The sequence below is a fragment of the Pseudomonas syringae pv. tagetis genome, assembly GCF_022557255.1.
GTDB classification, from domain to species: domain Bacteria; phylum Pseudomonadota; class Gammaproteobacteria; order Pseudomonadales; family Pseudomonadaceae; genus Aquipseudomonas; species Aquipseudomonas caricapapayae.
On the sequence record NZ_CP092923.1, the window covers coordinates 1,480,890 to 1,497,546 of the forward strand.

The following is a 16,657-nucleotide window of genomic DNA, read 5'->3' on the forward strand; positions in this document are numbered from 1 at the left end:
CACCGATGACCACCTTGCTGGCCCTGGACACCGCCACTGAAGCCTGCTCGGTTGCTTTGCTGCATGACGGCAAAGTGCTGAGCCACTACGAGGTGATCCCGCGTCTGCACGCTCAGCGACTGTTGCCCATGATCAAGGATCTGCTGGCCGAGTCGGGCATTGCGATGTCGGCACTGGATGCCATCGCCTTCGGACGCGGTCCTGGTGCGTTCACCGGCGTGCGTATCGCCATCGGCGTCGTGCAAGGCCTGGCTTTTGCGCTCGATCGGCCGGTATTGCCCGTTTCCAACCTTGCCGTATTGGCGCAGCGCGCGTATCGCGAACAGGGTGTTTCCCAGGTGGCGTCGGCGATTGATGCACGCATGGATGAGGTGTACTGGGGATGCTACCGCGAGACAGCGGGGGAGATGCGTCTGTCAGGCGACGAAGCGGTCATGGCTCCGGAACTGGCAACATTGCCCGTGCAAGCCAGCGGGCAATGGTTTGGTGCCGGTACGGGGTGGGGCTATGCCGAGCGTATTCCGGTCAGTCTGGCAGGGCATGATGCAGGCATGCTGCCACATGCGCAGGATTTGCTGACGCTGGCGACCTTTGCCTGGAACCGCGGCGAAACCTTGCCGGCAGACGATGCGCTGCCAGTCTACCTGCGAGACAAGGTCGCCACACCCAAAGCGCGTTAAATCCGGCTTCAGGCACGGACGAATGGCTGGGTGCCAAGGTTATCGAGGCAATCATAGTCCAGTAGTTGACAGTAAAATATCAATTTGCCATCTACCGTTTATCGTCTGAATGGTCTTTAATCTCATTTGGCGAAAACAATTTGCAATATATGTGGTCTAGTTATCGTTAAGCAATTTGCGAACTACAAGGCAGTAACGCTAAATTGCCACTATCGACGCCGAGTACATAATCGATGCGCATAGACGGAACATCATCACGTTCTTACCCGATCAAGCGAAAGCCGCAGAAAACGCCTTCGACCGTAGAAGGTTCTTTCGAAGAAGTCACAGTTGACGCTGAATTACCGGCTCCTGCGGCTCAGGCTCGCCGCGAAGCGGGTGATTCACCGATTGGCAGCACTGCCAACGTTCCCGCGCGTCCGCAAGACATCATTTTCCCGCGCTCGATGAGTTCGCGTGTCGCCCACGCACTGGCCAGCTACCTGACCACTGCCAGCTTTGTAGATTGGGACCTTGAAGTATCGGGGCTCGATCTTCACGTTTGATTGTGTCTGACCTGCCTTACTACCTCGGTTGCCCGTCATGGAGTGAAAACGCCTGGCGACAGTCGTTGTACCCCGAAGATGCCCGCCCCAACGACTTTCTGAGTCTTTATACCCAGGTCTTCAACGCTGTTGAAGGCAACACCACGTTCTATGCTCGTCCTGCCGCCACGACTGTGCAGCGCTGGGCAGAAATAATGCCTGAAGATTTTCGTTTCACCGCCAAGTTTCATCAGGACATCAGTCATGGCGGTGACCTCCGTCAGCAGGTAGGTGCAGCCGAGGAATTCATCCGCCTGCTCAAACCGCTGGGCAGCCGGATCGCGCCATTCTGGCTTCAACTCCCGGCCAGCTTCACACCCCAGCGTCTCGCCGAGCTGATCGGGTTTCTCGATGAGCTCACCGTGCCCTTGGCAGTGGAAGTACGCCACCTGGCGTTTTTCATGAAGGGCGACGAAGAGCGCATGCTCAATCGTGTGCTGCTGGATCGAGGTGTCGAGCGCATCTGTCTCGACTCGCGGGCATTGTTCAGCTGTGTGTCGAGCGATCCCGCTGTGCTGCACGCCCAATCGAAAAAGCCCAAGTTGCCGCCTCGTCCGGCAGCGTTGACGCTGTTTCCCCAAGTCCGCTTCATCGGCGGTCCGGACCTGGAGGCCAACGACCGGTTTCTGGTGCAGTGGGTAGAAAAAGTCGCCGTGTGGATCGAAGAAGGACGCACGCCTTATGTCTTCCTGCACACCCCTGACAACATAAAGGCTGCCGAGCAGGCCATGCGTTTTCACCAGCAACTGATGGCGCGATTGCCCGGCCTGCCTGCGTTGTCCGAACTGGATCGCGGACCTCAAGTGGAACAGTTGGGCTTGCTCTGAGGTCTTTCAGGTGTGGGCCGATAAGCCTTATCTTTTAAAGGGCATGCAGATGGATTCGCGACCGCGCTGTTTTGATTGTCACACCAATGCTTTCACAGCGGCTGTCTCGTTCGCCGGGTTTACTCGGAGCCTGGGTTGAGCATGCGCGTGTTGCTGGTGTTGCTGATGCTCTGCGTGATTGGCGCGTTTGCGGTCTGGCGAGGCTGGGTCGATGTACCTGCACGCTGGAATCCGTGGGCACCGCTAGACGTGCGGGCCGAACCGAATTTTTTGACGCCTTACAAACTGTCACGATTGCAGAGTGACACCGCGCTGTGCGATCAGGCGCTGAGTACATCCGGACTGCGGTTCAGTCGCCAGGCCGACAGCGGTCCATCTGCTCGTTGCCCTTTGGAGAACATCTTGCGCATCCAGGGCGGCGACGTTGCGCCAAGCAGCAGCTTCCTCGCCAGTTGTCCGCTGGCGGTGGCCTATGCGCTGTTCGATATCCACACCTTGCAGCCTGCTGCTCAAGCGGTTTTCGGCCAGCGGGTAGTGCGGATAGACCACTTGGGCAGCTTTGCCTGCCGTAACATCTACAACCGTGCCAACAGTCGGCTCAGCCAGCATGCGACAGCTAATGCGCTGGACATGGCAGGCTTTCGTCTGGCTGACGGCCAGCGCATCGGAGTGCTCAAGGACTGGAGCGATGAGGGAGACAAAGGGCGTTTTCTAAGGCTGGTGCGCGATGGTGCCTGCAAGCATTTCAGCACAGTGCTCGGGCCTGAATACAACGCGGCGCATCGTGATCATTTTCACGTGGACATGGGCAGATGGCAGGTGTGCCGGTAGGCAAATCAGCAGCAAGCTTCAAGCATCCGGCTCAACGCGCAGACTTGCCGTTTATGCGGCCATTCTAAGGTTTTGCAGGATCAGCGGGCGTGCCCAGCCGTTTTCGTAGTCGAACTGACGTTGCTGGGCTGCGATGGTCTGCTCATCCAGAGGCAAGGCGGGCTTGTCGGCCAGTTCCCATTCGAATTCGGCAATCGGCAAGTGCAACGGACGAGGCTGTGGGCCCGGGCCTGGATTGACGCTGTCGTTATAAGGGTTGAGAACGGTCGGGCGTACCCAGTGGCTTTCGAATTCCAGGTCGCGCTGCTGTTCGATCAGCTCGGCCATGCTGAACGGTTCAGCAGGAGGTGGCAGCAAATCAAGGTCAAACTCGGCAATCGGCAGGAACAGCGGCTCGGGTGGCTTGACCTCAGTGTCGGTGACCGGGCATGTCCGCTGCTCGACGATCTTGCTCAGGGTTTTTGCGCCAGCGACCGGTTCGCCTGTTTCGACATCCACTTCAACAGCCGTCGGATGCACCGGGACTGGCGTGCTTTCACTGACCTGATCAGCCATCGCCCGGGCAAAGGCATCCGACCACAGCTGCGTCACACCACCCAGTGTGCGGCTGTTGCGAACGCTAAAGTCGCCTGAGTGCGACAAATAGCCGATGGTTGATTGAACAATCTCTGACATAGCGATCAGTACTGGCCTTGGGTCTGGCAAAATGCCGGATACTTGGTTATCGGCAGATTTTGCCGATCATTAACAATTTTTGAGTGTGTAGACGTAATGATTGAGCAGCAAGCAGGCAGTCGTATCCGGGTCGAAGCCCTGGCAGTTGGCGGACAGGAACTGGCGGCACAGTGGGCAGAGCGTCTTGGCCTGCCCCTGCACGATGCGCAAGCTGATTTTGCTCTCCAATCAACCGATGGCGGTCTGCAATTGCAGCAGTTGGGCGATGACGCGCCCGGCGCAGTGCGAGTCGATTTTGTCGACGGTGCAGTTGCTCATCGGCGGCTGTTTGGGGGAGGCACCGGGCAGATGATTGCCAAGGCGGTCGGTATTCAGTCTGGTATTCGCCCCGCTGTGCTGGATGCCACGGCAGGTCTGGGCAAGGATGCGTTCGTGCTGGCGAGTCTAGGCTGCGAGGTGAGCCTGATCGAGCGTCAGCCGATCATTGCTGCTCTGCTGGAGGACGGTCTTGCTCGGGCACAGGGTGATCGCGATGTCGGCTCGATCGTCGCCCGGATGCGTCTGTTGACCGGCAATGCCATCGAGCTCATTCGGAGCTGGGCAGAAGAACCGCCACAGGTCGTTTACCTCGACCCGATGTTTCCGCATCGGGAAAAAACCGCACTGGTCAAAAAGGAAATGCGCCTGTTTCGGCCACTGGTCGGCGATGACATGGACGCACCGGCATTGCTGGAAGCAGCTCTGGCGCTTGCCACACACCGGGTGGTGGTCAAACGCCCTCGCAAGGCTCCCTGCATCGACGGTCCCAAGCCGGGTTACGCGCTGGATGGCAAATCCAGCCGCTACGACATCTATCCGAAGAAAGCCCTGAAGCCCAAGGCGGCTTCAGACGAGAAGGACGTGTAGAGGCCATACCATACCCCGACGCCTTTGGCCAGATGTCAAAGCCGGCGGACATCGTGACATGGGGAAGCAACTGTATTCAGAGTGCACCAAATACCTTCTTCGCCAGGCCGGTAGCCGCTGCTGCCGGGTTGGCGCGGATGCTCTCTTCCTGTTTTGCGATCATTTCAAACAGGCCGTTCAGCGCCTGTTCGGTCACGTAGCTTTCAAGATTGGCACTTTTGCTGTCCAGTGCGCCAAACGCTGCTGCCTTGCCTGCGAATGCGTTGTACTTCTGTGCCAGACCGACCTGATCCGTGGACTTCTTGACGATAGGCAGGAACCTGGCGCGAATCTGTTCACGGCTGGTGCTGTTGAGGTACTGCGTAGCGGAGTCCTTGCCCCCGCCGAGAATGGCCTTGGCGTCAGTTACGCTCATCTTTTTCACTGCGTCTATCAACAACGCCTGAGCTTGAGGAACGGCAGCCTCGGCGGCCTGGTTCATGCTTGTTTCCAGTTGGTCGACCTGAGTGCCCATGCCCAGCATCTTCATCTTTTTCGCGACCTGCCCGAGTTTGCCCGGCAGCTCGATACGCACCTCTTCATTTTTGCTGAAACCGCCGGGCACACCGAGCTGTTTGACCGCAACCTGAGCGCCCTGTGTCAGGGCATCCTTGAGCCCTCCGGTGGCGTCAGACTGTGAGAGGTCGCTCAGCGACAGGGCGAACACGTTGGCAGACAGCAAAAGACCGGCACACAAGCCAGCGAGAGTGAACGAAAAGCGAGGCATGATAGCGTCCTTGTGAGAGAGTGGTTTCTGATCTGGGTCTGTTTCGCAGTACACGATCAAGCGTATCAGGAAGTTGCGGTGCTCACTCAAAACCGGAAGGAAACAGCGCGCTCACGTCGAGGAAGATAATGTTTTACGTAACGTCAGCGACGCGTTGAAATGCGCCGCTGGCGAAAGCCTTTGCTTTGACGGGCAATCAACCGTTCACTTGAATGACCTTTATCTTCAGACCGCTCTGGTCTTGGTTGGTCAGTTCGATCCGGTGCACAGTATCTTCGATCCATTCAAGGGTGCCATCGCGCTCGATGCGTGCCGACAAGGCGTAAGTGTGGCCCTGAACGGGGTAGCGATCCATTGCGTAGCCCAGTTCAAAAGGCAATGGCACCTGGCGGGTAATTTCTGTTTCGCTGACATCAATGACAGTGGCCGGTACGTCGGCAAGACTGATGTCACTCAGGGTGACAATCAGTTTGCAGCCCGTTGGCAACGCAATACGTGGCAGGTAATACACTTCGCCCTGAAGGCGTACTAGGGGTTCGCTGGACATTTCAATTTCCTTATTGAGTGTGAGTACCAGTCGTTGGTACGGACCACACCCTAGCAGGTGCCAGAGAGCATAAAACCCTCGTCTAAAGATCCCTGGCCACTTACGGAAAAGCCCTACGTAATCCCTTAGTCGCTTCCTACGTCCAGCTCTTCTTCGTTGCTGTGCAGCGCCACTTGCCGTATCGACAGGCGGATTTCGGCAGGCAATACCCGCTTGGCCGCACCTTCTGCCAGTTCGCCCAGCATCGGGTGATAGCTCAGCTTGCCGGCACTGTCCTTGCGTAGCACGCCCAGGTCCAGAAGCGTCTGGATGAAGTGCCGGAACAGGCTTTTGTCGAAGAACTCGGGCGCATTGAGGCCATGCAGGATAGAAAGGCGTTGGGCCATGACCGTGCACAGGTCTTCAAGCTGCTCGGGGCTCAGCGTGTTCTGTCCGCTGTTGAGCAACAAGGCAATTGCCATGTAGAAGCGTTGCAGGGTCTGCGCGATAGCCCTAGACAACAGGGTCAGCAGCACGAACTCGCGAGAGCTTGGTTCCGGGCGCACGTAGACGTCCTTTTTGAAGCGCAGCAAGCCTTGCTCCACGAACGCAGCCAGCCATTGATCGACGACCTCATCCAGCTCGTTCAGCGGCCAGCGAATGAACAGTTCCGATTGTAGAAACGGATACAGCGCACGCGTGTAGCGCAGGATCTGATCGCGGCTCATACGTGACGAACTCTGGAAGAAGCTTGCCAGCAGTGAGGGCAGGGCGAAGATATGCAAGACGTTGTTGCGGTAGTACGTCATCAAGACCGCATTCTGTTCGTTCAGGTACAGAATCTTGCCCAGTGCATCTTTCTGTTCGGCGAGCAGGTCCATGCCTTTGACGTGCTCGATCAGTGAGCGGCCATCGCCTTCCGGCAGCGTGGTGTGCGGTGAGTATGGTACGGCGCGCAGCAGCGTCAGGTAGAGGTCGAGAACACGTTCCATGGCCTGATCGTCCAGCGCCAGCCGTTGTGTCGACAACAGCGCTACGGCGACCAGATTCATCGGGTTGACGGCAGCTGCTTCATTCAGGTGCTGGGCCACACGCTCACCCAGCTGGTGTGTGGTTTCGCTCAGCCATTCAGGGCGGTATTGCGGTGCCAGTTCCTGCTCGCGCCAGTCCGGTTGTTCGGCATCGAGGAACTCGGCCAGCTTGATAGGGGCACCGAAGTTCACCGAAACCTGGCCGAAGCGCTGCTTCAGTGCACCGATGACTTTGAAAATGTCGAAGATCGATTCTTTCTTCTTGGTGGCTCCGCGCAGCTCGCCCAGATAGGTACGTCCTTCCAGTACACGTTCATAGCCGATATACACCGGAACGAACACAATGGGCATTCGCGAATTGCGCAGGAAACTGCGCAGGGTAATGGCCAGCATGCCTGTTTTGGGTTGCAACATGCGCCCGGTACGCGAGCGACCGCCTTCGACAAAGTACTCGACCGGAAAACCCTTGATGAACAGCGTGTGCAGGTACTCGGTGAACACCGCTGTGTAGAGCGGGTTGCCCTTGAACGTGCGGCGCATGAAAAATGCCCCGCCACGGCGCAGCAGGCTACCGACGACCGGCATGTTCAGGTTGATACCGGCAGCGATGTGCGGCGGCGTGAGTCCATTGCGAAACAGCAGGTAGGACAGCAGAAGATAATCGATATGGCTGCGGTGGCAAGGCACATAAATGACCTCATGGCCCGGCGCGATTTCCTGAACGCCTTCGATGTGGCTGACCTTGATACCGTCGTAAATCTTGTTCCAGAACCAGCTTAGAACTACTTCCATGAAGCGGATGACGGAGTAGGTATAGTCTGAAGCGATCTCGTTGCCGTAACCCAGCGCCCGTTCCCGAGCCTTTTCCTGGGTGATCTTTTCCCGCTCGGCTTCTTCGATGATCGCCTGCTTGACCAGTGGCTCGTCGAGCAAGCCTTTGACCACTGTGCGCCGGTGTGAAACGTCTGGGCCGATCACGGCACTTTTCAGGTTGCGGAAATGCACGCGCAAAAGCCGTTGGGTCATGCGCAGCGTCAGCTCGTAACCTTTGTTTTCACCCACCAGTTCGCGCATGTGAATGGGGGCGGAAAACTGTACGCGGGTCTTGCGGCCCAGAATCAGAATGCTGACCAGGCGGCGCAGTCGACCCGTCACGGCCCAGCTGTCGGCAAACAGCAGCTTCCAGGCGCTGGACTCGCGGTCAGGCGACTGGCCCCAGAACACACTGACCGGAATGATCTGCGCATCTTCGCCGGGGTTCTGGCTGACGGCTGCGACCAGGCGCTCAAGGGTCGGCGGTGCGCCGCGTTTGTCCTGGCGGCCGAGCCAGTCGGGTGCGGGGGTCAGATAAAAAAAAGCAGCGGGCTCGATCAGGTTGCCGACCGCGACCGACAGTACCGGGCGAGGCAGGCCGGCTTTGCGACACTCTGTGTCGATCACCGCCAGATCACTGATCGACGGCGACTGCAAGGCATATAACACTGGACGGCTGCGGTCCAGGTTGAGCGTAAAAGACGACTGATTGATGGTTTCCGAGCGAACCCAGAGATACAACAACCGGCGCAGGGTGCCGAACACAAGACGACGGAACGGAGAACGGGTCATACGGCTTCTGCTGAGTGAGGGACGGGCGGCTGCCCGAGATGGGCGTCAGTGTGACGTATCCCGACGCGATCGGCAAAAGTGGCGGGTGTTTCCGGGGAAGAGACAACGACTGAATGGCGACCTTTGCGCGCAGCGACGACGGCATGCATTCATGCCGTCACAGCGAACGGTTTACGACGTGCGCCAGGTGATCTCTTCTTCGCCATCGGCGCTGACGCGTATCCAGCGGTCGGCGGTTTCATCGCTTTCTTCTTCAACCCAGGTGCCGGGTGCACAGCGCACTTCGACATTCAGCGCCTTGAATGCTGCGCGAGCGCAGGCGATGTCGTCTTCCCACGGGGTCTGGTCACTGTCCAGGTGCAGGCTGTTCCATTTGCCGACAGCTTTGGGCAGCCAGGTCACGGCGACAGTGCCGGCCGTGCACTTCCAGGTCTGGCCTTTCTGCTTCCAGTCGCTGCAAGGGCCCAGTGCAACGTTCAGCCACTGGGCAATGGCCTTGTGGTCGACGTCTTCGTCTTTCAGGTAAATCTCGATATCGGGTTGGCGCATGGGTGCCTCTGTTGAATGCTTATTGCAGCACGAAATAATCGTAGCGCATGGAAACGGTAACCTTGAAAGGTCCTGTTTGCTCGATGACAGCCGTTCGGCGTTCGGCGCTGGCTCGCCAGCCGTGGGGCGTCATGGCCAGCAGGTCGGCGCGGGACTGGCCATCGATCAGCTTCAGCGTATAACGCAGGGTTTCGCTGTGTTGCAACTGCATGCCGGGTGGCACCAGCGATAGATGCTTGTCGTCGGCATAATCGCGTACCTCATCGTACAGCTGCTGACGCAGCTCCATGAGGTGCTCGCTGGTCGGGCCTACCCGCATCAGTCCGCCGCCCGGAGTCAGCAACCGCTTGGCTTCGAGCCAGTCCAGCGGGCTGAACACACTGGCCAGAAACTGACAGCTGGCATCCGGCAAAGGAACGCGAGCCATGCTGGCGACCATCCAGGTCAGCCTGGGGTCACGACGGCAGGCGCGTTTCACGGCCTCACGAGAGATGTCCAGTGCATAGCCGTCGGCGTGAGGCAAGGATTGGGCTATTAGCGCGGTGTAATAACCTTCGCCGCAGCCGATGTCCAGCCAGTGAGCAGGAGATCGCTCGGCGGCCAGTTCAGCCAGCCGTCGGGCCACTGGCGCATAATGCCCGGCGTTGAGGAAGTCCCGCCGTGCTTCGACCATGGCCTGATTGTCGCCCGGGTCGCGGCTGTTCTTGTGCTGCACCGGCAACAGGTTCAGATAACCCTGGCGTGCACGGTCGAAGCGGTGATTGGCCGGGCAGACTACGCCGTTATCGGCGGTGCTGAGTGGCGCTGAGCAGATCGGGCAGGTCAGCATCAGGCGAGCAACTTGACCAGGGTCTGGTAGTAGATTTCGGTCAGCACGTCCAGATCACTGGCCAGAATTCGCTCGTTGACCTGATGGATCGTGGCGTTGACCGGCCCCAGCTCGACCACTTGCGTGCCGAGGGTCGCGATAAAACGACCATCAGAGGTTCCGCCGCTGGTAGAGGCTTTGGTATCGCGGCCTGTGACGCTTTTGATGCTGGACGAAACAGCGTCCAGCAACGCGCCTGGCTCGGTCAAGAACGGCAGGCCCGACAACGCCCAGTTCACGTGCCAGTCCAGTTCGTGTTTGTCGAGGATGGCGGCGACGCGCTGCTGCAAGCCTTCGACTGTCGATTCGGTTGAAAAGCGGAAGTTGAAAACCGCCACCAGATCGCCTGGAATGACATTGGTCGCGCCCGTGCCGGCGTTCAGGTTAGAGATCTGGAAGCTGGTTGGCGGAAAGAAGTCGTTGCCGTGGTCCCAGTGCTCTGCGGCCAGTTCGGCGAGGGCCGGAACGGCCAGGTGAATCGGATTCTTTGCCAGATGCGGGTAAGCCACATGCCCTTGTTTGCCACGCACGGTCAGGGTGGCACCCAGCGAACCGCGACGGCCGTTCTTGACTACGTCGCCCACCAGTGTGGTGCTTGAAGGCTCGCCAACGATGCACCAGTCCAGACGCTCCTTGCGTGCCGCCAGGCGTTCGACGACCGCTTTGGTGCCGTGATGCGCGGGGCCTTCTTCGTCGCTGGTGATCAGGAACGCCACCGAACCCTTGTGATCCGGGTGATCGGCAACAAAACGCTCGGCGGCTACCAGCATGGCCGCCAGGCTGCCTTTCATGTCTGCTGCGCCGCGTCCGCAGAGCATGCCCTGCTCGTCGATCAAAGCATCGAACGGATCGTTCTGCCAGTTTTCCACCGGACCGGTCGGAACCACATCGGTATGGCCGGCGAAACACAGCACCGGACCGTCTGCTGTGCCATGTGTGGCCCAGAAGTTGTCGACGTCTTCGATACGCATCGGCTCCAGCTTGAAGCCAGCAGCGCCCAGGCGCTGCATCATCACCGTCTGGCAATCGGCATCGACCGGCGTCACTGAAGGTCGGCGGATCAGATCGCAGGCAAGTTGGAGGGTGGGCGACAGGTCGGTAGGGGCAGTCATGTACAGAACTCCGGTAGCAAGACTTCGGGCGCGAAAAGGCGGATATCTTAAAGCAAAACGACGACCCGGGGCCGTCGTTTATTGTGCGCTGTGGATATGTCGGACAGTGGACGGGGCAGGGCGGGTTGTGCTGAGCATTGTCAGAGAACAAGCCGGGTGTCTTACCTCCGACAAAACCCTATAATGCGCGCCGGTTTTTGAGGTATTGATCATGAGCGCAGAAGATCCACGTTTTGCCGGCATCGCCCGTCTGTATGGTATTGAGGGGCTGGCGCGCCTGCGCGCGGCTCATGTGGCGGTGGTCGGTATCGGCGGCGTGGGTTCCTGGGCAGCGGAGGCCATGGCGCGCAGTGGCGTGGGCGAGATTTCACTGTTCGACATGGACGACGTATGTGTCAGCAACAGCAACCGCCAGTTACACGCGCTGGACACGACTGTGGGGCGGCCGAAGGTCGAGGTGATGGCCGAGCGCATTCGCGCGATCAACCCCGACTGTATCGTGCACGCTGTGGCCGATTTCGTGACCCGTGACACCATGGCCGAGTGCATTACCCCGGACATGGACTTCGTGATCGACTGCATCGACAGCGTCAACGCCAAGGCAGCGCTGATTTCGTGGTGCAAGCGGCGCAAGATCCAGATGGTCACCACCGGGGGCGCCGGTGGGCAGATCGATCCGACCCTGATTCAGATAGCCGACCTCAACCGTACCTTCAATGACCCGCTGGCCTCCAAGGTTCGCTCGACCCTGCGTCGGGACTATGGTTTTTCACGCACGCCGAACCGCCACTACAGTGTCCCGTGTGTGTTTTCCAGCGAACAGCTGCGTTATCCCAAGCCGGATGGCAGCATTTGTCTGGAAAAGAAATTCGTTGGTGAGGGTGTAAAACTTGACTGTGCTGGCGGCTTCGGCGCAGTGATGATGGTGACTGCGACGTTTGGCATGGTGGCGGCCACGCGTGCAGTGGACAAACTGGTTGCAGGCACGCGACGCCCTTCAGAGCGGATCAAGCCAGCGGTGACCGCGCCCGATCAGGCTTGAGTCAGCTGACGCATTTTCTGCAGTACTGCATTCAGGCCGTTGCTGCGCGAGGGTGAGAGTTGACGGGCGAGGCCCAACTGATTGAACCAGTCAGGTAAATCCACGGCTGCCAGCTCTCGGTCAGACAGACCGTTGACACGCGCCAGCAGCAGCGCCACCAGGCCGCGAATCAGTCGGGCGTCGCTCGCTGCCCGAAACAGCCAGGCGTTGTCGCTGACTTCGCCAGTCAGCCAGACCTTGCTTTCACAGCCGTGCACCAGATTGTCATTGGTCCTTTCTCCGTCGCTCAGTGGGGCAAGTTGATCACCCCATTGCATCAGCAGGCGTGCGCGCTGCTCCCAGCCTTGCTGCCGGGTGAAGCTGTCGAGCGCAGTTTGCGCCAATGCGGGCAGGTTCATCGAAGCAACTCCAGTGCCTGATCCAGTGCGCTGAAGAAATGCAGCAGATCGTCCGAATCGTTGTACAGCGCCAGCGACACTCGGATCGCGCCTGGCAGGCCAAGGTTCTTGAACAGCGGCATCGCGCAGTGATGACCGGCTCGGACGGCAATGCCCTGTTCGGTCAGCAGGTGGGCAAGGTCGGCATTGTGAATGCCTTCGACGACGAAGCTGACCAGTGCCAGGTCCGGCGAGCCCAGGACTTGAATGCCGTCCCGCTGTTGCAAACCCTCAAGCAAGCGACGGTGCAGTCTGGCTTCATGTTCTGCGACCGCCTGAGGATCGAGGCTGTCCAGGTAGGCCAACGTAGCGCCCAGACCGATCACGCTGGCGATGGGCGGGGTGCCCGCCTCGAAACCCAGAGGTGCCGGTCGAAATTTTGCGTGTTGATACTCGGCGGTCAGCACCATCTCGCCGCCGAACTGCCAGTGCATCAGGCTCTGCAGTGCTTCGTTGCGTCCGTACAGCACGCCCAGTGCTTCCGGGCCATAAAGCTTGTGGCTGGAAAATACATAGAAGTCACAACCCAGCGCCTGCACATTCTGGCGTCCATGCACCACGCCTTGTGAGCCGTCCACCACGGTGTGCGCGCCTTGTGCCTTGGCCAATGCGATAAGCCTGGCAACCGGTTGCCAGGTGCCGAGCACGTTGGAGAGCTGGCTGACCGCCAGCAGTCGTGTGCGTGGGCCGATCAGGCTGGCCGCCGCATCACAGTCGATCACACCGTCTGGATCAAGCGGCAGAATGACCAGTTTAAGACCGCGACGCTGAGCCAGTTGCTGCCACGGCAGCAGGTTGGCGTGGTGTTCCAATGCACTGATGGCGATCTCGTCGCCCGCAGTGAAACTGTGTTCCAGCCCGTAGGCCAGCAGGTTGAGCGCCGACGTGGCACCGTGGGTGAAGATGATCTGTCCACTCTCGGCCGCATTCAGCCAGCGGGCAGCTTTGCCACGGCTGGCCTCGAACGCCTGAGTGGCGTGTGCGCCGGGCAGATGCTGGGCACGGTGCACATTGGCGGCACCGCTGACGTAGTAATGAGTCAGGGCATCGATCAGCGCCTGAGGCTTTTGCGTGGTGGCAGCGTTGTCCAGATAGGTCTGGCCTTGCCGTTGCAGAGCGGCGATGGCAGGAAAGTCATCACGCCAGGGAGAAATGAGGGGCATTGTTCGTCCAGCATGTGGAGGCGGGTTCAAGGTCGGGAGCCTTGAACCCGCACACAGCATCAGTTGTGAGCGTGCAGTGCTTCGTTCAGCTCGATGGCCGACTTGTGGGTTTTGCATTCCACTGCGCCGGTCTGCGAGTTGCGACGGAACAACAGGTCGTTCTGGCCGGCCAAGTCGCGGGCCTTGACGATTTTGACCAGCTCATTGTTTTCGTCGAGCAGCGCGACCTTTGTACCCGCGGTCACGTACAGGCCCGACTCCACGGTGTTGCGGTCACCCAGCGGAATGCCGATGCCCGCGTTGGCACCAATCAGGCAGCCTTCACCGACCTTGATGATGATGTTGCCACCGCCGGACAATGTACCCATGGTCGAGCAGCCGCCGCCCAGGTCCGAGCCCTTGCCGACGAATACACCTGCAGAAACGCGGCCTTCGATCATGCCCGGACCTTCGGTGCCGCCATTGAAGTTGACGAAGCCTTCGTGCATCACCGTAGTGCCTTCACCGATGTAAGCACCCAGGCGCACGCGGGCGCTGTCAGCGATACGAACGCCGCTCGGCACGACGTAGTCGGTCATTTTCGGGAATTTGTCGACCGAGAACACTTCCAGCAGCTCGCCCTTGAGGCGAGCTTCGAGCTGGCGTTCGGCCAGTTCGGTCAGGTCGACTGCGCCCTGGCTGGTCCAGGCTACGTTCGGCAGTAGCGGGAAGATACCTGCCAGGTTCAGGTCGTGCGGCTTGACCAGTCGATGCGACAACAGGTGCAGCTTGAGGTAAGCCTCAGGGGTCGACGTCAGTGTGGCGTCTTCAGCCAGCAGGGTCGCGACCAGCGGCTTCTGGCTCTCAGCCAGACGGGTCAGCAGTGCGGCCTGGGTAGCGTCCACGGACTTGACCGCTTCGGCCAGCTTGTACGCCAGATCCACATTGAATGTGATTGCCTGGTTGCCGCTTGTGTAACCCAGAACAGGCGCGATGGCAGCGATCAGTTCTGCAGAAGGATTGATCAGGGGCTGAGCGTAAAATACTTCAAGCCATGAGCCTTGGCGATTTTGAGTGCCGACGCCGAAGGCCAGGCTGAACAGGGTAGTAGACATGTAAATACCTCTTGGCTTTATCGAGGGGCTTTCAGTAGCGCGCGGGCTTACTGTAAAGCCGCTGCATACAGGTCGGGCTTGAAGCCGATCAGGGTTTTATTGCCCAGATCAAGCACCGGGCGCTTGATCATGGACGGCTGCGCGAGCATCAGTTCTATGGCTTTCGCCTGGTCGAGATCGGCCTTTTGTCCGTCGTCGAGCTTGCGAAAAGTAGTGCCTGCGCGATTCAGCACTACCTGCCATCCGTGTTCATCACACCATTGCTTCAGGTGCTCACGGTCAATGCCCTGTGTCTTGTAGTCATGAAATTCGTAGCTCACGGCGTTATCGTCGAGCCAGGTACGGGCCTTTTTCATGGTATCGCAGGCTTTGATGCCAAATAGAGTGTAAGTCATTGTTTTCGGGGGGGGCGGCTGATTCTGCTCGATACTCCCCACGTTCTCTCCTTGCAATCCAGCCCATCATTATGCCACGTCAGGCCATTCAGTGTTGTGACAGCGTTGGTACAAAGACTGAACAAAAACTAGATAATAACGCTAACCACCATTAAGAAAACTTCACCCTCTCACGCTTGAGTGGCTGGCCGTGGCGGGCAATTATTGGTTTCCATTTAAAGTCTGGGTGCGTTATGTCTGAACAAGAGAAGAAGCGTCAAGAAGCGCTTGTCCGGCAGCGTTATTACAGGGAACGTCAGCGTGCCGAGGGATTCAAGCAGAGTACGCTCTGGATTCATGGTGAGGCCGAGACACAAGGCAGGCTGGCCGCCCGCGAAGGAAAACCGTTGCTGCCCATGCAGTCTCATGACCCGGTGAGCTGGGCGGTCGGGTGGGTGGCGGAAAAATTGCGAACCCGGCAGTAACCGTCATTGCTGCAAAACCATCGCGCTGCGCGGGCAAAGCGGATGAAGCGGGAGTGCAGACGGTTACTGACGGGGTTGGCTGGGCTACCCCGTGCCCCGCAGTCATCGCTCTGATTCACTGCCTGAAAATCGGCAGATCCTCATGAAATGTCTTCTCAGGGTGCTTCAAATTTCGAGTTCTCGCGGTCCGGGTAGATGGCGCTCATCGCTTCGATGTCCTTTGGGCTGAGCGTCTTGCCGATGTTGATGATCTCGAAGTCGCCGAGTGTCAGGCCGTTGGGGACATCCAGGTGCATGACGGAGTCACGGTCGTAAGCTGAATAATGGAAGTCGGCGGCCTCGTACCTGTCGAAAAAATTGGCATTGATTTCGTCATCACTTAATCCGGTCTGCGCAAGCAGAGAGCGCATAAGCGGTTCGTTCCAGGGGATGTTGGCCTGGGGATGCTGATGTTCGTGAACCGCCCCCAGCGCGTGTCCGAACTCATGGAGCACAATGCGCGTCAATTCAGGCAGAGGTTTCAGGTCCGCGGTATAGAGCTCCATGATGTTGAACTCCATGGTGGGCTCATTCTGCCCCTTCAGCAGGCTGTCGGTCCCGATGGCGCTCCAGTTCAGGTGCTTGTTGAAGCCGATTCGAATATCGCTTGCCCCGTCCGTCACGAACTCGAATTTGAGGTTTACGTGAGGCAGCCATTTTTTTGCCGCTTCGACAATGGGCGCTGTAAGGATGGCTGGAGGGTTTTTCTGAAAAAGAATCTTCAGGGTTCGCCCTCGTGCCCAGTAACGGGTGAACGAGACCAGGAGGCGCGCCTGATGTGCTGGTGCCTCGACGCCATAGCTCGTTTCTGATTCGTAGGTGGGAGTGATTGCCGCGTTGGCAGGGTTTTCGCGAATTGCGGCGTCATACGAGGCCTGATAATCAGTTGCGCTGCGCATTGCACAGGATGCAGGCAGCTTGACGCTTTGGGTGCTGGTGGGGGCAGGCATGGGAGTGACCTTCATGGTGGTTCGCCTCCTGTCAGGAAGCGTGAAAAATGAAGGTTGAAGGTACGGTGCGGCAAGGGAGGGCAGGTGGTAATTAATTACCCCGCCGCATATTG

General features: G+C 58.8%; 19 protein-coding genes. 7 read left to right on the forward strand and 12 right to left on the reverse strand.

The window, feature by feature from the left end:
* Nucleotides 1-5: 5 nt before the first annotated feature.
* From tsaB to MME58_RS06625, 4 genes are all read left to right on the forward strand, one after another.
* On the forward strand, nucleotides 6-680 hold the full coding sequence (gene tsaB, locus MME58_RS06610) for a tRNA (adenosine(37)-N6)-threonylcarbamoyltransferase complex dimerization subunit type 1 TsaB (RefSeq protein WP_055005329.1): 675 nt from the start codon (nucleotides 6-8) through the stop codon (nucleotides 678-680).
* A 233-nt stretch (nucleotides 681-913) separates the two neighbouring features.
* On the forward strand, nucleotides 914-1,225 hold the full coding sequence (locus MME58_RS06615; RefSeq protein WP_054986703.1) for a hypothetical protein: 312 nt from the start codon (nucleotides 914-916) through the stop codon (nucleotides 1,223-1,225).
* A gap of 2 nt (nucleotides 1,226-1,227) precedes the next feature.
* The gene (locus MME58_RS06620) at nucleotides 1,228-2,091 is read left to right on the forward strand and encodes a DUF72 domain-containing protein (protein ID WP_055005344.1); all 864 of its coding nucleotides are present in this window, start codon (nucleotides 1,228-1,230) and stop codon (nucleotides 2,089-2,091) included.
* Between the two features lie 141 nt (nucleotides 2,092-2,232).
* Complete coding sequence (locus MME58_RS06625; RefSeq protein ID WP_055005330.1) at nucleotides 2,233-2,922, forward strand: extensin-like domain-containing protein; 690 nt, start codon at nucleotides 2,233-2,235, stop codon at nucleotides 2,920-2,922.
* 51 nt (nucleotides 2,923-2,973) lie between these two features.
* On the opposite strand, the gene MME58_RS06630 is transcribed toward MME58_RS06625, so the two are convergent.
* Nucleotides 2,974-3,597 (reverse strand): hypothetical protein, encoded by a 624-nt coding sequence (locus MME58_RS06630; RefSeq protein WP_055005331.1) that lies wholly within the window; start codon nucleotides 3,595-3,597, stop codon nucleotides 2,974-2,976.
* Nucleotides 3,598-3,693: 96 nt separating this feature from the next.
* Here MME58_RS06630 and MME58_RS06635 point away from each other — a divergent pair, with 96 nt between their 5' ends.
* On the forward strand, nucleotides 3,694-4,503 hold the full coding sequence (locus MME58_RS06635; protein ID WP_055005332.1) for a class I SAM-dependent methyltransferase: 810 nt from the start codon (nucleotides 3,694-3,696) through the stop codon (nucleotides 4,501-4,503).
* 76 nt (nucleotides 4,504-4,579) lie between these two features.
* Here the strand turns inward: MME58_RS06635 and MME58_RS06640 are convergent, their stop codons facing one another.
* The 6 genes from MME58_RS06640 to dapE all read right to left on the reverse strand — a co-directional run bounded on the left by MME58_RS06640 (nucleotide 4,580) and on the right by dapE (nucleotide 10,960).
* On the reverse strand, nucleotides 4,580-5,269 hold the full coding sequence (locus MME58_RS06640; RefSeq protein ID WP_054986707.1) for a DUF4197 domain-containing protein: 690 nt from the start codon (nucleotides 5,267-5,269) through the stop codon (nucleotides 4,580-4,582).
* A 196-nt stretch (nucleotides 5,270-5,465) separates the two neighbouring features.
* A complete protein-coding gene (locus tag MME58_RS06645) occupies nucleotides 5,466-5,816 on the reverse strand; it encodes a YbaY family lipoprotein (protein ID WP_055005333.1) in 351 nt (116 codons plus the stop codon).
* Between the two features lie 125 nt (nucleotides 5,817-5,941).
* On the reverse strand, nucleotides 5,942-8,431 hold the full coding sequence (gene plsB / locus MME58_RS06650; RefSeq protein WP_055005334.1) for a glycerol-3-phosphate 1-O-acyltransferase PlsB: 2,490 nt from the start codon (nucleotides 8,429-8,431) through the stop codon (nucleotides 5,942-5,944).
* A gap of 171 nt (nucleotides 8,432-8,602) precedes the next feature.
* Nucleotides 8,603-8,980 carry a hypothetical protein gene (locus MME58_RS06655; RefSeq protein ID WP_054986710.1) on the reverse strand — a complete coding sequence of 126 codons (378 nt, stop codon included), beginning with the start codon at nucleotides 8,978-8,980 and terminating at the stop codon, nucleotides 8,603-8,605.
* Between the two features lie 19 nt (nucleotides 8,981-8,999).
* Complete coding sequence (locus MME58_RS06660) at nucleotides 9,000-9,809, reverse strand: putative RNA methyltransferase (RefSeq protein WP_055005335.1); 810 nt, start codon at nucleotides 9,807-9,809, stop codon at nucleotides 9,000-9,002.
* On the reverse strand, nucleotides 9,809-10,960 hold the full coding sequence (gene dapE / locus MME58_RS06665; RefSeq protein ID WP_054986712.1) for a succinyl-diaminopimelate desuccinylase: 1,152 nt from the start codon (nucleotides 10,958-10,960) through the stop codon (nucleotides 9,809-9,811). The genes MME58_RS06660 and dapE overlap by 1 nt, the downstream gene beginning before the upstream one ends.
* A gap of 211 nt (nucleotides 10,961-11,171) precedes the next feature.
* Here dapE and tcdA point away from each other — a divergent pair, with 211 nt between their 5' ends.
* A complete protein-coding gene (gene tcdA, locus MME58_RS06670; protein WP_054986713.1) occupies nucleotides 11,172-12,002 on the forward strand; it encodes a tRNA cyclic N6-threonylcarbamoyladenosine(37) synthase TcdA in 831 nt (276 codons plus the stop codon).
* On the opposite strand, the gene MME58_RS06675 is transcribed toward tcdA, so the two are convergent.
* Genes MME58_RS06675 through MME58_RS06690 form a run of 4 tightly spaced genes read right to left on the reverse strand, consistent with a single transcriptional unit; the run spans nucleotide 11,993 to nucleotide 15,091 of the window.
* Nucleotides 11,993-12,400 (reverse strand): SufE family protein, encoded by a 408-nt coding sequence (locus tag MME58_RS06675; protein ID WP_055005336.1) that lies wholly within the window; start codon nucleotides 12,398-12,400, stop codon nucleotides 11,993-11,995. The genes tcdA and MME58_RS06675 overlap by 10 nt on opposite strands.
* Nucleotides 12,397-13,602, reverse strand: a complete 1,206-nt coding sequence (locus MME58_RS06680; protein ID WP_241409119.1) for an aminotransferase class V-fold PLP-dependent enzyme — start codon at nucleotides 13,600-13,602, stop codon at nucleotides 12,397-12,399. Before MME58_RS06680 ends, MME58_RS06675 begins: the two co-directional genes overlap by 4 nt.
* Nucleotides 13,603-13,661: 59 nt before the next feature.
* Nucleotides 13,662-14,696, reverse strand: a complete 1,035-nt coding sequence (dapD, locus tag MME58_RS06685; protein ID WP_055006839.1) for a 2,3,4,5-tetrahydropyridine-2,6-dicarboxylate N-succinyltransferase — start codon at nucleotides 14,694-14,696, stop codon at nucleotides 13,662-13,664.
* Between the two features lie 47 nt (nucleotides 14,697-14,743).
* Entirely contained in the window at nucleotides 14,744-15,091 is a 348-nt protein-coding gene (locus MME58_RS06690; RefSeq protein ID WP_054986445.1) for an ArsC family reductase, read from the reverse strand.
* Nucleotides 15,092-15,324: 233 nt separating this feature from the next.
* On the opposite strand from MME58_RS06690, the gene MME58_RS06695 reads away from it, so the two are divergent.
* On the forward strand, nucleotides 15,325-15,555 hold the full coding sequence (locus MME58_RS06695; RefSeq protein WP_054986444.1) for a hypothetical protein: 231 nt from the start codon (nucleotides 15,325-15,327) through the stop codon (nucleotides 15,553-15,555).
* Nucleotides 15,556-15,710: 155 nt separating this feature from the next.
* On the opposite strand, the gene MME58_RS06700 is transcribed toward MME58_RS06695, so the two are convergent.
* A complete protein-coding gene (locus MME58_RS06700; RefSeq protein ID WP_054986443.1) occupies nucleotides 15,711-16,559 on the reverse strand; it encodes a matrixin family metalloprotease in 849 nt (282 codons plus the stop codon).
* Between the last annotated feature and the right edge of the window lie 98 nt (nucleotides 16,560-16,657).